Source organism: Oerskovia flava (assembly GCF_026163685.1).
Classification (GTDB): domain Bacteria; phylum Actinomycetota; class Actinomycetes; order Actinomycetales; family Cellulomonadaceae; genus Oerskovia_A; species Oerskovia_A flava.
Window position 1 is genome coordinate 18861 of sequence record NZ_JAOXSR010000001.1, and the last position, 14532, is coordinate 33392.

A 14532-nucleotide genomic window follows, 5' to 3' on the forward strand; every position below is an offset into this window, starting at 1 on the left:
TCGTCGAGCACCAGCCCGTTCTCCACCCGGGCCGCGCATCCTCGTCGGTGACCGCGGCCCACCCACCCCCCAGGAGCAGACGTGACCGGACCTCAGGCCAGTCCCGACCCCAGCGTGGACGCTGCCGCGTCCGCCGACCCCACCCCGGGCCCCCGGCACGTCGTCGTCGTCGGCGGCGGGATGGTCGCCCAGCGGCTCGTCGAGGCGCTGCGTGCGCGCGACGGCGCCGGGACGTGGCGGGTGTCGGTGTTCGCGGAGGAGCCGCGCAAGCCGTACGACCGCGTCGCGCTGACGAGCTACTTCTCGGCCCGCGACCCCGAGGAGCTGACGCTCGGCGACCCGGCGCTGTGGGACGACCCGCTCGTCACGCTGCACCGCGACTGCGCGGTCACCGAGATCGACCGCGAGGCCCGCACCGTCACCGACCGCCTGGGCCGGGTGCACGCCTACGACGAGCTCGTGCTGGCCACCGGGTCGAGCGCCGCGATGCCGCCCATCCCGGGCAACGACCTGCCGGGTGTCTTCGTCTACCGCACGATCGACGACGTCGCGGCCCTGCGCGGGTGGGTCGAGGACAAGCGCCGCGCGATGGAGACCGACGGCGGGTTCGAGCGTCCGGTCCGCGGCGCCGTGATCGGTGGTGGCCTGCTGGGCCTGGAGGCCGCGGGCGCGCTCAAGGCGCTCGGTGCCCAGGCGACGGTCATCCAGTTCGGCACGCACATGATGGACGCCCAGATCGACCTGGGTGGCGGTCAGGCGCTCAAGCGGCTCATCAACGAGATGGGGATCGCGGTGCGCTGCGACACCGCGACGAAGGAGATGAAGGTCTCGCGGCGGACCGGGCACGTGGGGCGTCTCGACTTCGTGGACGGCGGCCGGCTCGACGTGGACGTCGTGGTCGTCGCGACCGGTGTGCGGCCGCGCGACCAGCTCGCCCGCGAGGCCGGGCTCGAGGTCGGGGAGCGGGGCGGCGCGGTCGTGGACCTCGCGTGCCGCACGCAGGACGAGCACGTGTGGGCCGTGGGCGAGGTCGCCTGCATCGAGGGCCGCTGCCTCGGGCTCGTGGCCCCGGGCTACGCGATGGCGGAGGTCGTCGCGGACCGCCTCCTCGGCGGGTCGGCGACGTTCCCCGGCGCCGACACGGCGACGAAGCTCAAGCTCCAGGGCGTCGACGTCGCGAGCTTCGGCGACGCGTTCGCCCGCACCGAGGGTGCGATGGAGCTGGTCTACGCCGACCCGGTCGCGGGCGTCTACAAGAAGCTCGTGCTGTCCGACGACGCGCGCACCCTGCTCGGTGGGGTGTTCGTCGGCGACGCCACGCCGTTCGCGTCCCTGCGGCCCATGGTCGGCAGCGAGCTGCCGGGCGACCCGGGCGCGTTCCTCCTCCCGGAGGGCTCCTCCGGCGGCGGGGCCGCGGCGCTCGAGCTGCCCGACGGCGCCGCGGTCTGCTCGTGCAACAACGTCACCGCCGGGACCATCCGGGGCGCCGTCACCGAGCACGGCTGCACCGACCTCGCCGGCGTCAAGGCCTGCACCAAGGCGGGGACGAGCTGCGGGTCGTGCCTGCCGCTCGTCAAGAAGATCACGACGACCGAGCTCGAGCGGGCCGGCGTCGAGGTCTCCAACGCGCTGTGCGAGCACTTCGAGCTCTCGCGGGCGCAGCTCTTCGACGCGGTGCGGGTCGCGGACCTGCACACGTTCAGCGAGATCATCGCGCGGTTCGGCCGCGTCCCGGAGCCCGTGGTGAGCACCGACGGTGCCGTCCTGGTCCGCGACGCCGGGCGCGGCTGCGACATCTGCAAGCCCGTCGTCGCCTCGGTGCTCGCCTCGCTCGGCAACGGGCACATCCTCGACGGCGAGCAGGCGACGCTGCAGGACACCAACGACCACGTCATGGCGAACATGCAGAAGGACGGTACGTACTCCGTCGTCCCGCGCATCCCGGGCGGTGAGATCACCCCGGACGGGCTGCTCGTCATCGGGCAGGTCGCCAAGGACTTCGGGCTCTACACGAAGATCACGGGCGGTCAGCGCATCGACATGTTCGGGGCGCGCATCGAGCAGCTGCCGCACATCTGGCGCCGGCTCGTCGAGCACGGCTTCGAGTCGGGCCACGCGTACGGCAAGTCGCTGCGCACCGTGAAGTCGTGCGTCGGGTCCACGTGGTGCCGGTTCGGCGTCCAGGACTCGGTGGGCATGGCGGTCGACCTCGAGCTGCGGTACCGCGGGCTGCGCTCGCCGCACAAGATCAAGCTCGGCGTCTCGGGCTGCGCCCGCGAGTGCGCCGAGGCGCGCGGCAAGGACGTCGGCGTCATCGCGACCGACAACGGCTGGAACGTCTACGTCGGCGGCAACGGCGGCTTCACCCCGCGGCACGCGCAGCTCCTCGCGGAGGACCTGGACGACGCCGCGCTGCTGCGCACGATCGACCGCTTCCTCATGTACTACATCCGCACCGCGGACCGCCTGCAGCGCACCGCGCCGTGGATCGAGGACGTCGAGGGCGGCCTCGACGGGGTCCGCGCCGTCATCATGGAGGACAGCCTCGGCATCTGCGCCGACCTCGACGCCGCGATGGCCCAGCACGTCGACCAGTACGAGGACGAGTGGCGCGCGGCCCTCGAGGACCCGGAGAAGCTGCGGCGGTTCGGCTCGTTCGTCAATGCCCCCGCGACGCCCGACCCGGACCTCGTGTACATGACCGAGCGGGGCCAGGTGCGCCCCGCGACCGCGGACGAGCGTGCTGCCGTCCTCGCCGAGGCCGAGGGCATCGAGCCCCCGGCGGGACCCGTCGTGATCGCCGGGACGACGCTGGAGGTGCGGCGATGAGCGCCGAGACGCACGCAGGACCCGACGTGCAGGCCGGGACGAGCTGGGTGCAGGTGTGCCTCCTGCGCGACCTCGAGGTCGAGCGCGGGGTCGCCGCGCTCGTCGAGGGCGAGCAGGTGGCCCTGTTCCGGCTGACCGACGGCACGGTGTGCGCCGTCCAGCAGCGCGACCCCTTCTCCGGGGCGAACGTCATGTCCCGCGGCATCGTCGGCAGCCGCGGCGGCGTGCCGACCGTCGCCGGCCCCATGTACAAGCAGGTCTTCGACCTGCGCACCGGGCGCTGCCTCGACCCCGTGGGCTTTGACCCCGTCGGGGGGAGCAGCCCGGACCTGGCGAGCCGGGCCGTCGAGGTGCGGGACGGCGTCGTGCACGTCGCGACCCGGTCGGACCTGCCGTGACGAGCCTGCTGGGGCTGGACCTGGCCGGTCGCACGGTCCTGGTCGCGGGCGGCGGCCCGGTCGCCGCCCGGCGGGCACGCGCCCTGCACGACGACGGCGCGCTCCTGCGCGTCGTGGCCCCCCAGGTCTGCGAGGACCTGGCAGACCTGGCCGCGGCCGCCGTGCCCGGCACCGTGCGCTGGGACCCGCGCGAGGTCGCCGAGCACGACCTCGACGACGTGTGGCTCGTGCTCGCGGCGACCGACGACCGTGCCGCCAACGCCCGCCTCGCCGGCTGGGCCGACGCGCGCCGCCTGTGGTGCGTCAACGCCGGCGCCGCGCACGAGGGCAGCGCCCGCACACCTGCCACGACGCGCAGCGGCGACGTGCTCGTCGGCGTCGTCAGCGACGTCGCCACGACCCGTCCCCAGGGCGCGGACCCGCGGCGGGTGCGCGCCGTGCGGGACGCGCTCGCCGAGCACCTGCGCTCGGGCGGCGCGGACCAGCGCCGTCGGCGCACCGTGCCGGGCGCACCGGGTCACGTCGTCCTCGTGGGTGGTGGCCCGGGAGCGGTCGACCTGCTCACCGTCCGCGGACGCCGCGCGCTCGCCGAGGCGGACGTCGTCGTCACCGACCGGCTCGGACCCGTCGACGTCCTCGAGGAGCTCGCCCCCGGCGTCGAGGTGATCGACGTCGGCAAGACCCCCGGCCACCACCCCGTCCCGCAGCACGAGATCAACGCGATCCTCGTCGAGCAGGCGCAGCGGGGGCGGCACGTCGTGCGCCTCAAGGGCGGGGACCCGTTCGTGTACGGCCGCGGCGGCGAGGAGGTGCTCGCCTGCCGGGAGGCCGGTGTGCCGGTCGAGGTGGTGCCCGGCATCAGCAGCGCGCTGTCCGTCCCGGCGCTCGCCGGCATCCCCCTCACGCACCGCGGCACGGTTGCCGCGTTCCACGTCATCTCCGGGCACGCGGGCCTCGACGAGGCCGCGCTGGTGTCCGTCCGCGACCGCGCGGCTACGCTGGTGATCCTCATGGGAGTCACGATGCTGGGCCACATCGCGGACCAGGCGCTCGCCGCCGGGGCCGACGCCGACCTGCCCGTCGCGATCGTCGAGCGCGGCTCGACCCCGAGCCAGCGCGTCACGCGCGCCCGGCTCGGCGACGTGGCGGTGCGTGCGCAGGAGGCCGGTGTCCGGGCACCGGCCGTCATCGTGATCGGGGACGTGGCTGCCGAAGGACAGCTCACGCCGGAGCCGGCCGCGTGAGCGTCACGGGTGACGCCCCTGCGGCGCGACCTGCTCTCGGGCAGGTCATGGCCGGCTGCACCGTCCTCATCACCGCGGACCGCCGGTCGTCCGAGCTCGCCGCCGCGCTCTCGCGCCGCGGCGCGGAGATCCGGCACGCCCCGGCGCTGAGCATGGTCCCGCACGTCGACGACGAGCACCTCGTGGAGGGCACCCGGGCGCTGATCGCCGACCCGCCCGACGTCGTCGTGGTGACGACCGGCATCGGCTTCCGCGGCTGGATCGAGGCGGCCGACGCGCACGGGATCGCCGACCCGCTGCTGCGGATCCTCGGCGACGCGCGGCTCGTCGCCCGCGGCCCCAAGGCGCGCGGCGCGATCCAGGCCGCCGGGCTGCAGGCCGACTGGGTCGCGGAGTCCGAGACGTCCGGCGAGATCGCGGACGTGCTGCTCGGTGAGGGCGTCGACGGCCTGCGGGTCGCGGTCCAGCACCACGGTGCGGGCGCGGACGGCCTGGACGTCGTGTTCGCCGAGGCCGGGGCCGAGGTCGTGAGCCTCATCGTCTACCGCTGGGGCCCGCCGCCCGACCCGGACGCGCTGCGCGACTCCGTGCACGCGGCCGCGACCGGCGAGATCGACGCGGTGGTCTTCACGTCCGCGCCCGGTGCCGAGGCCTGGTTGGCGGCGGCGGAGGCCGAGGGCGTCGGCGACGAGGTCGTCGGCCGGTTCGTCGCGGGCGCCATGGTCGCGGCGGCCGTAGGCCCCGTGACGGCCAAGCCTCTCGAGCACCGCGGTGTGGTGCCCCTGCAGCCCGAGCGCGGGCGCCTCGGCGCCCTCGTCCGTGAGCTCGTCGGGTACTACGAGCACGCCGAGACCCTCGCGATCACGACCGTCGTGGGAACATTGCAGATCCGGTCGCGGGTGGCCGTCCTCGACGGTCAGGTGCTGCCGTTGTCGCCGAGCGGGCTCGAGGTGCTGCGTCTGCTCGCGTCCGCGGGCGGCGACGTCGTGCCTCGTGACCGGGTCCTCGACGTGCTGCCCGGCGAGTCCCGCGACCCGCACGCCGCCGAGGTCGCGATCGCCCGCCTGCGCGAGGCGGCCGGCCGTGAGCTCGTCAAGACCGTCGTCAAGCGTGGATATCGTCTGGAGCTGGCATGACCACTGAGATCCTGGCCTTCCCGTCGAGCGGGAGCCCGAGCGACGAACCGTCGGCCGGTGCACCGGTGCTCGTCGGCTGTTCCCACGGGACCAGCGACGAGTCGGGTCGTGCCGCGATCCGTGCCCTGCTCGACGACGTCCGGGCCGCCCGGCCCGACCTGACGGTCCACGAGGCGTTCGTCGACGTCCAGCAGCCCGAGGTGGGCGACGTCGTCACCGAGGTCGTCACGGGCACGATGCAGGACGCCGTGGTGGTGCCGCTGCTGCTCTCGGGCGGGTTCCACGTGGACGTCGACATCACGGAGTCCGTCGCCGGCCGCGGTGAGGAGAGCGGGCCGGGGCACGGGCGGGCGAGCGCCGCACGTCCGCTCGGACCCGACGACCGGCTCGTCGACCTGCTGGCCGAGCGGCTCGCCGAGGCCGGCCTGCGGCCCGATGACGCGGTCGTGATCGCCGCCGCCGGGTCGAGCCGCGCGGGAGCCGCGCGCGACGTCGAGCAGGTCGCGGCCGGGCTGCGCGAGCGGCACACCGGCCCCGTGACGGTCGGGTACGGCGCCATGGCCAAGCCCAGCGTCCCCGACGCCATCACCGCCGCCCGCGCGGACGGTCGCCGCGTCGTCGTCGCCGCGTACCTCCTCGCACCGGGGTTCTTCTACGACCGCGTGCTGGAAGCGGGCGCAGACCTCGTCTCCGCACCGCTGGCGCCGGACGCCCGTCTCACGGCGATCGTGCTCGACCGCTACGCCGACGCCGCGGCCGTTCTCGGGCGGTAGGTCGGCGCGCTGTCGACGATGGCGGTCCGACTCGGCGACGGCGATCAGCCGGTGCCGGCGCGCTTGTGCTGTTCGTAGTAGCGGGCCATCAGCCGCCAGTAGACCATCAGCAGCGCCATCACGACGGCGGTGGCACCGGCCGCCGGTGCGGCGCGGTGCCGGTGGGCGGCGACCATCGCGACGATGCCGGCCAGCGATGCCGCCGCGTCGACCGCCAGCGCGGCGTCGCGGGGCCGCTCGGCGATCCACAGCTCCTCGCCGAGCACCGCCCGCGTGGACAAGGCGTGGTCGTCCGCCGGCCTCGGGAAGATCACGGGGTTGGCGGCCATCCAGGCACCGACGATCGCAACGTGACTCCACCGCCGGGTCCACAGCGGAACCAGTACCAGCGGAACGCTCAGCCAGCGGGTCCACGCGCTCCACGGGTTGGAGTGGCGCGCGAAGACCATGTGCGTGAACTCGGCGGAACCACGGGACATGTCAAGACCCTTCCGTCCGGCGCTCGTCACGGCAGACGGCGTCAGGCACGTGCAGCACGATCGCTCCGGTGCGGACCATGATCCCAACGTACGACCGCAGGACCATGTCGCCAACAGGGACGGCGAACGGGGGCTCTACCTCGTGAGGCGACGTGGGGTCGTGCGGGGCGCGAGCAGCGCGACGAGCGCGGCGAGTGCGGCGGTCACGCCCAGGCACACGACGTACGCGCCGAGACCGAGGGTGGTGTGCAGCGCCCACAGCAGGGAGCCGGTGACGGCCAGGGCGGTGGCTGATGCGACGGCGTCGGACACCTGGAGCGCGGAGCTGTTGGCGCCCTGCTCGGCGACGGGGGAGAGGTCGAGGGTGAGCACCGACAGGGTCGGGTGCGTCATCCCCATGCCGAGGCCCGACAGCGTCCACGCGAGCATCCCGACGACGGGCGGGACCGCCGTCCAGGCGAGCAGCGCCGCGCCGCCGATGCCCAGGGCGAGGAGCGTCCCGCCGAGCCGGACGTAGCCCGCGTGCGTCAGGCCCCACGTGGCCCGGCCGCGCAACCAGGACCCTGTCGACCAACCGAGGGCGCCGAACGTCAGGACGGCGCCCGCGAGCGACGGTGACAGACCGCGCTCGTGCTGCAGCAGGAGCGGCAGCAGCACCTCGGCCCCCATGAAGGCGGCCGCGACGAGCCCGCGGATCGCGATGACGCTCGGCAGCCCGCGCGCCGCCCGCACCGTGCCCCGCGGCAGGAGCCGCGGGACGGCGACGACGATCGCGGCGAGTGCGACCCCGAGCAGCAGGACGAGCGTCGTTCCCCGCAGCTGTCCCGCGTAGTTGAGCGCACCGATGCCGACCGCGGCGACCACGGCCCAGGCGACCGACGCACGACGTGCGGGGCGACCGTCGGCGGGAGCGGCGTCGGGCTCCTCAGCCTCGGGGGGCGTGCCGCGCGCGGCGCGCATCCCCGGCAGCAGGAGGACGAGCGCGGGGACCGCGAGGACGGGGACCGCGAGGAACACCCAGCGCCAGCCGACGTGCTCGACGACGAGCCCCGCGATCGCCGGGCCCACGATCGAGGGGATCACCCACGCCGCGGCGAACGCGGCGAACACCTTCGGCCGTCCCTCGACGGGGAAGACGCGCGCCACCAGCACGTACAGCGCCACGATGTACAGGCCGGTGCCGACGCCCTGCATGACCCGACCCGCGACGAGCACCAGCATGTCCTGCGCGACCCCGGCCACGAGCAGCCCGGCGAGGAAGAGGCCGATGCCCGTCCACAGGGGCGCCGTCGGGCCGGCGCGGTCGCTCCAGCGGCCCGACGCGACCATGCCGACGATGCTCGCGGCGATCGAGCCCGCGAACGCGAGCGTGTACAGGGTGAGCCCGTCGAGCGCGACGGCGACCGTCGGCATGGCGGTCGCCACGGCGAGCGCCTCGAACGCGCCGAGGAAGATGAACGCGACCATACCGACCAGGACGGTGCGCCGGACGCGCGGCGGGAGGGCGACGCTCGCGTCCAGGTACCCGTGTTCCGTCCGCAGCTCGGCCGTCATACGAGCACGACCTTGCCGGTCGTCGCGCGTTCCTCGAGCTCCCGGTGCGCCCGGGCCGCCTCCGCGAAGGGGACGAGGTGCACCAGGACGCGCCACGCGCCGTCGGCCACCAGTGCCAGCGCGCGCTCCTGGAGCGCATAGAGGTCGCCCCACGGGGGCGCGGCCGGGCCCACGGCGTGCACGACGTCGTAGGGCACCTCCGCCTCCTCGCTCGCCCGGGGGTTGGCCTCACCGGACGCCCACCCGTGCACGACGAGCCGTCCGCCCGGGCGCAGCAGGTCGGCGGCGTGCGCACCCAGCTCGCCGCCCACACCGTCGAGGACGACGGTCGCCCGCCCGGCGACCGCCCGTGCCCGGGTGACCCAGCCCGGCGCCCGGTAGTCCACCACCGTGAGCAGGTCGTCGGGAGAACCTGCACCCGGGATCAGCGAGCGCACGAGCGCCACCTTCTCCGGGCCCCCCGCCAGCGCGAGGACCTGCGCCCCCGCGGCGACCGCGCTCTGCACGAACAGTGACCCGAGCCCTCCGGCCGCAGCCAGCACGACGACGACGTCCTCGGGTCCGATGGCCGCGAGACCGAGCACCCCGAGCGCCGTGCGGCCGGTGCCGATCATCGCGATCGCCTCCGGGGCGCGTACGTGGTCGGGGATGCGGTGCAGCGACTCCACGGGTACGACCGCGCAGCGGGCGTACCCGCCCCCGGACGCCACCGCGCCGAGGTGGGCCGCGACCCGACGCCCCAGCCACGCGGCGTCGACCCCGGGGCCCACGGCGTCGACCGCGCCGGCGACCTCGCGTCCGGGGACGGTCGGGAGCGAGGGGAGGGCGAGCGGTCCGCCGGTCTCGCCCCGGCGCAAGGACGTGTCGAGGAGGTGCACACCGTGCGCGCGGACGCGTACCCGGACCTGCCCCGGTCCGGCGACGGGGTCGGGCACCTCCTCGAGGACGAGGTTCTCCGGTGGGCCGAACTCGTGCAGACGGATCGCGTCCATGGTGGTGTTGCTCCTGGTTCCAGATGGGTCGGACGGGCGTCGGTGACGCGCCACGACCAGTCTGAAACCTCAACTATGGTTGAGTTCAACCCACCGCCTGACGGAGGACATGTGATCCACGACACCCCCTCGCCGGACGACGAGCTCACCGTCGGCCAGCTCGCCGCCCGCAGCGGGGTCAGCGTCTCGGCCCTGCACTTCTACGAGCGCCAGGGGCTGCTGCACTCCCGGCGCACGAGCGGCAACCAGCGCCGGTACGCCCGGGAGGCCCTGCGCCGGGTGTCGTTCATCCGCGTGTCCCAGCGGGTCGGGATCCCGCTCGCGGCGGTCGGTCAGGCGCTCGCGACCCTGCCCGACGACCGCACCCCCACGGCGAAGGACTGGCGTCGGCTGTCGACGGCGTGGCACGCCGACCTCGACGCCCGCATCGAGCAGCTCTCCCGCCTGCGCGACCACCTCACGGACTGCATCGGCTGCGGGTGCCTCTCGCTGCGCAAGTGCGTCCTCGCCAACCCGCACGACGAGCTCGCCGCCGAGGGCCCCGGCCCGCGGGCGCTGCTCGTCGACGGACTCGAGGACTGACCTCGGGTCACCAGCCCGCTGCTGGCCGCTCACCGGCCTGCTACCAGCTCGGGGTCCAGTCCCCGCCTCCGCCGCCGGGCTCGTCGCCCTCGCCGCCGCCGTAGAGCTCCTCGAGCATCTGCTGGAGCTGGTCCTCCTCGTCGCGCGCCTCGGAGTTCTGCTGCTCGAGCTGTTCCTGACGCTCGGCCTCGGCGCGCTCCTCCTCGGACTGCCCGCCGTCGGGCTGCTCGTCCTGCTTCTGCTCCTCGTCCTGCTCCTCCTGCTCGTCGTTCTCCGGCTGGGAGTCGCGTGCCTCCTGCGACTTGTCCTCCAGGCGGTCGAGCGCGGACTCGTTCTGCTCCTGCTCCTCCTCGGACTGGTCCTCGCAGTCCGGCCAACCACGGATCTGCTCGGCCGACGCGTACGCCTGCTCGGCGTACTCGAACCAGTCCTGCGTCCGGTCGCGCAGCTCGTCGGGATCGGGCTCGGTGCCGTCGCCGTAGGGGTCGAGCACCCGCTCGTCGTACGGCAGCCCCGCCTCGCGGGCATCGAGCGCGGTCTCGACGGCCTCGAGCTCGGCACTGACCTGCTCGGCGTACTCCATGTCGGAGTCACCCATGTCCTCGTAGGCGAGCGACATGTTGGTCTGGATGGTGCAGCGCACCATCGGCTCGGCGTCGACCGCGTGGTCGTAGGCCACCCGCAGCGAGGTGATCGCGTCGTAGTACGCGCCGTCCTGCAGGTTCGCCGTGCCGGTGTTGAAGTGCGCCTTCCACGGCTCGACGATGTTCAGCGTCCGCTGCGAGCCGTAGACCGACGCGGCGCGCCGGAAGTCGCCCTCCTCGTAGGAGCTCAGCGCGAACGATGCCATGACGGGCAGGAACGCGAGCTTGAACCCGAGGACCAGCGCGACGAGCATCAGCGGCGCGGTCACACCGAGGAGCAGGCGCCGACGACGGAGCCGGGCCGTGCGCAGCCGCGCGCCCGGCGTCGTCGTGGGCGGCGTGCCCCACGCGGGCCCGCCCGGAGGTCGTGGTGCGCTCATGCGCGCACCCCCAGCGGCCGGCCGATCGACGTGCCGCGGAACCACGCCTCGAAGCCGAGGAGGACGACGAGCGCGAGGGCGAACGGCCACAGCACGGGCCGGAAGGCCGTGATCTCCCGTCGCCCGTCGCCGGCGACCTGCTCCGGGTCCACCCCGGCGACGAGCTCCGCTGTCGGGGTCGGTGCCGTGCGGTGGACGTAGGCGACGCCGAGCTGGTCGGCGGTCGCGCGCAGCGTCTCCTCGTCGATGATCGACAGGGCGTCGGGGTCCGGTTCGCCGACGACGGCGCGGGTCGGGTCGATGAGGTAGTCCGCCGTCTCCGGGTCGATGTCGGGGCCGTACTCCTTCATGCGCCCGCCCTCGGCGGTGCCGTAGCCCAGGACCGCGCCGCCGTCGACCAGGGGTGCGAGCTCCGCGAAGGAACGAGGCTCGCCCTCGGCGGTCTGCTCGCCGTCCGACAGGAAGAACACGAGCCGCATGTTGGCCGGGCGGTCCGCCGCCGCCCCCTCGAGCGCCGAGCGCAGCTCGTCGAGCGGCCGGTCCGTGAGCGAGCCCTGGGAGTAGAGCGTGATCTCCTGGCGGAACGTCTCGGCCCAGGAGCGGATCGCGCGGGCGTCCGTGGTCAGCGGCAGCTGTCGGCTGGCCTGCGAGTCGAACGAGATGACGGAGTACCGTGCGCCCGGCAGGTCGCCCACGAGGCCGGTGATGTCGTGCCGGACGCCGTCGAGGCGCTGGCGCTCGCCGTCGTAGTCCTCGGCGGCCATCGACCCCGTGCGGTCGACGACGAAGAAGACGTCGAGCGCGGCGACCGTCTGGTCGCGGGACGTCTGCGGGACGCTCGGGCCGAGCCCGATCACAGCCAGCAGGAGGACGGCGCCGGTCCGGCGCACCCACGCGATGCGCGGCGCCGACGCGACGTCGGGCCGCGCCGCGCGCACCGCCTGCCAGGTCGTCAGGGCGGCCAGCGGCACGAACACCAGGGCCCACGCCCACAGGGGCAGCAGGGGTTGCAGACTCATCGGGCGCTCACTCCTTCACCCTCCACAGGGCCACGAGCAGCAGCCCGACACCGGCGACGGTGACGACGAACCACCCGACGGGCCGGTCGGTGACGAGGAGCTCGGGGCTCGCGTCGAGCTCGACGACCTGCTGCGCGACGACGTCGTCCACCATGCCCTCGACCGCGGCGGGGTCGTCCGCGAGGTAGTACAGCCCGCCCCCGCTCTCCACGACCTCCCGGTACTCGATCTCCTCCGGTGTGCCCTGGTACTGCGGCGGCGACCCGAACAGCCCGTGCAGCGTGATGTCGCGCGACCGCACGAGCTCGCCCGCCTGCGGGAGCGTGTAGATGGGAGTGCCGGAGACGAAGTTGTCGGTCGCGAGGATGATCGAGCGGGAGCGCTCGGTGTCCTCCGCGTCGAACTGCAGCGCGCAGTTCGCGAGACCGTCGCCGATGAGGCTCGCGCCGGACCGGTTGGCGAGCGTGCCCGCCACGAACGTCTCGAACTCGAGGATCGACGCGTCGTCGCTGCCGCCCGTGTAGTCGAAGGTGCTCGGGTCCTTGTCGGTCGCGCTGATGCCCGCCCGCAGCTCGTCGCGCACGAGGGCGTAGTCGTCCGTCAGGGGGAAGACCGTGCGCGACGACGAGTTGAAGATCGACAGCGCGATGCGCTCGCCCTCGAAGTTCTCGACGAGCTCGAGGAAGACCTCCATCACGGCGCCGTCGTAGGGGATCATCGACCCGGACACGTCGAGGCAGAGCACGATGTCGCGCGTCCCGAGCCGGTCCACCACGACGTCGGTCTCGACCGGCCGGGCCGCGACCGCGCCCGCGCCGACCGCGGCGAGGAGCAGCGTCGCCACCGTCGCGCCCTGCCACCACCGGTAGCGGCGCAGCCAGGCCGCGAAGGCCGGGACCTTCGCGAGGTAGGCGGAGTTCGCGACCCACACCACGTCGGCCCCGTCACCCCGCCCTGCCCGACGGCGGCGCGCCAGCCACCAGGCCGTCGCACCGGTCACGACGAGGGCCACGAGCACGAGCACCCATACGACGGGCCACAGGATCGATGCGCCCTGCGGTCCGGGGACCAGGGAGGTCACCACGAGCGCACCACCTCCCGGGCGCGGCTGATCGACTGGGCGCTGGTCCCCGCGGCGTCCACCGGGTCGACGTCGTACTCCGCGAACGCCGGCCGGTAGTAGCGGGAGATGAGCTGCGTGAGGCGTCCCGCACCGTTGAGCCGCTCGATCTCCGACAGCGTGAGGATCGACGCGTCGATGCCGAGCCGCTGCGACGCGAAGCCGCGGACCTCCGTCGAGAGCGTCAGGTGCAGTGCGCGCTCGTCGAGCTCCCCGGCACGGAACCGTCGCTCCACCTCGTCGAGCCGCTTGTCGTACGTCGCCCGCAGCGCGGCGTAGGAGTCGATGCGGTGCGACTGGAACGGGGCCGACGGCGGCGCGGCGGACTTCTCCTCCGCGCTCGCCCGGGTGCGGCGCAGCACGATGACGACCCAGACCACCACGAGCAGGATCAGCGCGACGCCGATCGCCGCCCACCACCACGGGTAGTCGACCGGCGGGTAGATCTCATCGACGGGCACGCTTCTGCCTCCCCAACAGCTCGACGAAGCGTTGCACGACGTCCTCGGTCCCGGCCGCGACCATGCCCTCGACCTGGTGGCGGCGCAGCGTCTCCGCCACCTGCGCGCGGCGGGCGGCGGCCACCTGCGCGGCCTGCGTCGCCAGCTCGGCCCGGCCGCGCAGGAACGGCGGCAGCGTGAGCGTGCCGTCCACGTCGGCGACCCGGCGTCGGCGTGCCCGGGCGCCGCCTGGCTGCGCCGCGGAGGGGGAGCCGGGCAGGACCTCGACCGGGGAGAGGTCCGCGACCGCGACGACCATCACCTCGTGACGCACCCGCATGCGCCGCAGGAGCTGCTCGTGCTCCGGGCCGGGCCTCGCCTCGTCCGTGACGATCACCATGAGGGACCGGCGCTGGAAGGCGCCCATGGCCCGGTCGAGGACACGGTTGAGGTCGCTCGGCGGGGCGTCGGCCCGCAGCTGGTTCTCCACCGTGCGCAGCAGGACCTCGAGGTCCTGCGTGCTGGCGCGCGGCGGCAGCTGCACGAGCCGCTCGGCGTCGCCCGCGACGAGCGCGACCCGGTCGCCGCGGTCCCGCGCGATGTACGCCACGAGAGCGCAGCAGAAGTTCGCGACGTCCCGCTTCGGCTCGCCGCTGGGTGCCGTCGCGCCCATGTTGCGGCCCGTGTCGACCACGAGGACGAGGTTGAGGTTGGACTCCCGGATGAATCGGCGCACGATCGGGATGCCCGCGCGGGCGCTCGACTTCCAGTCGATGTCGCCCACGTCCTCGCCCGGGGCGTACAGGTGCAGGTCGTCGAAGTCCTGACCGTGACCCTTGAAGATCGACCGGTGGCGTCCCTCGAGCAGCCCGGCAGCGCGGCGCGCGACCGGCAGGTCGAGGCGGGCCCTGACCTGGGCCAGGCGCGACACGTCTGCCATGG

14 protein-coding genes are annotated in these 14532 nt (G+C 74.2%); 6 read left to right on the plus strand and 8 right to left on the minus strand.

The features are described from left to right. Nucleotides 1-180: 180 nt before the first annotated feature. From nirB to OHL10_RS00100, 5 genes are read left to right on the plus strand one after another with little or no spacing between them, the layout of a single operon-like run. A complete protein-coding gene (gene nirB / locus OHL10_RS00080) occupies nucleotides 181-2829 on the plus strand; it encodes a nitrite reductase large subunit NirB (RefSeq protein WP_425498943.1) in 2649 nt (882 codons plus the stop codon). Next, the gene (gene nirD / locus OHL10_RS00085) at nucleotides 2826-3227 is read left to right on the plus strand and encodes a nitrite reductase small subunit NirD (protein WP_265520115.1); all 402 of its coding nucleotides are present in this window, start codon (nucleotides 2826-2828) and stop codon (nucleotides 3225-3227) included. Before nirB ends, nirD begins: the two co-directional genes overlap by 4 nt. Then, complete coding sequence (cobA, locus tag OHL10_RS00090) at nucleotides 3224-4471, plus strand: uroporphyrinogen-III C-methyltransferase (protein ID WP_265520116.1); 1248 nt, start codon at nucleotides 3224-3226, stop codon at nucleotides 4469-4471. The genes nirD and cobA overlap by 4 nt, the downstream gene beginning before the upstream one ends. Nucleotides 4472-4518: 47 nt before the next feature. Further along, a complete protein-coding gene (locus OHL10_RS00095; RefSeq protein WP_265520971.1) occupies nucleotides 4519-5607 on the plus strand; it encodes a uroporphyrinogen-III synthase in 1089 nt (362 codons plus the stop codon). Further along, nucleotides 5604-6380 carry a sirohydrochlorin chelatase gene (locus OHL10_RS00100; protein WP_265520117.1) on the plus strand — a complete coding sequence of 259 codons (777 nt, stop codon included), beginning with the start codon at nucleotides 5604-5606 and terminating at the stop codon, nucleotides 6378-6380. The genes OHL10_RS00095 and OHL10_RS00100 overlap by 4 nt, the downstream gene beginning before the upstream one ends. A gap of 44 nt (nucleotides 6381-6424) precedes the next feature. Here OHL10_RS00100 and OHL10_RS00105 read toward each other — a convergent pair whose 3' ends face one another. The 3 genes from OHL10_RS00105 to OHL10_RS00115 form a co-directional block, all read right to left on the minus strand. Then, complete coding sequence (locus tag OHL10_RS00105) at nucleotides 6425-6859, minus strand: DUF6653 family protein (protein ID WP_265520118.1); 435 nt, start codon at nucleotides 6857-6859, stop codon at nucleotides 6425-6427. A gap of 135 nt (nucleotides 6860-6994) precedes the next feature. Continuing rightward, nucleotides 6995-8413, minus strand: a complete 1419-nt coding sequence (locus tag OHL10_RS00110; protein ID WP_265520119.1) for an MFS transporter — start codon at nucleotides 8411-8413, stop codon at nucleotides 6995-6997. Continuing rightward, entirely contained in the window at nucleotides 8410-9405 is a 996-nt protein-coding gene (locus OHL10_RS00115) for a zinc-binding dehydrogenase (RefSeq protein ID WP_265520120.1), read from the minus strand. Before OHL10_RS00115 ends, OHL10_RS00110 begins: the two co-directional genes overlap by 4 nt. A gap of 111 nt (nucleotides 9406-9516) precedes the next feature. Here OHL10_RS00115 and soxR point away from each other — a divergent pair, with 111 nt between their 5' ends. After that, nucleotides 9517-9987 (plus strand): redox-sensitive transcriptional activator SoxR, encoded by a 471-nt coding sequence (gene soxR / locus OHL10_RS00120; protein WP_265520121.1) that lies wholly within the window; start codon nucleotides 9517-9519, stop codon nucleotides 9985-9987. Between the two features lie 40 nt (nucleotides 9988-10027). On the opposite strand, the gene OHL10_RS00125 is transcribed toward soxR, so the two are convergent. The 5 genes from OHL10_RS00125 to OHL10_RS00145 are packed head-to-tail and all read right to left on the minus strand — an operon-like array spanning nucleotide 10028 to nucleotide 14530. Then, a complete protein-coding gene (locus tag OHL10_RS00125; RefSeq protein ID WP_265520122.1) occupies nucleotides 10028-11011 on the minus strand; it encodes a hypothetical protein in 984 nt (327 codons plus the stop codon). Further along, a complete protein-coding gene (locus tag OHL10_RS00130) occupies nucleotides 11008-12030 on the minus strand; it encodes a vWA domain-containing protein (RefSeq protein WP_265520123.1) in 1023 nt (340 codons plus the stop codon). Before OHL10_RS00130 ends, OHL10_RS00125 begins: the two co-directional genes overlap by 4 nt. A 7-nt stretch (nucleotides 12031-12037) precedes the next feature. Then, nucleotides 12038-13114 carry a vWA domain-containing protein gene (locus OHL10_RS00135; protein WP_265520124.1) on the minus strand — a complete coding sequence of 359 codons (1077 nt, stop codon included), beginning with the start codon at nucleotides 13112-13114 and terminating at the stop codon, nucleotides 12038-12040. Then, a complete protein-coding gene (locus OHL10_RS00140; protein WP_265520125.1) occupies nucleotides 13108-13611 on the minus strand; it encodes a hypothetical protein in 504 nt (167 codons plus the stop codon). Before OHL10_RS00140 ends, OHL10_RS00135 begins: the two co-directional genes overlap by 7 nt. Further along, entirely contained in the window at nucleotides 13598-14530 is a 933-nt protein-coding gene (locus OHL10_RS00145; protein WP_265520126.1) for a DUF58 domain-containing protein, read from the minus strand. The genes OHL10_RS00140 and OHL10_RS00145 overlap by 14 nt, the downstream gene beginning before the upstream one ends. Nucleotides 14531-14532: the final 2 nt, after the last annotated feature.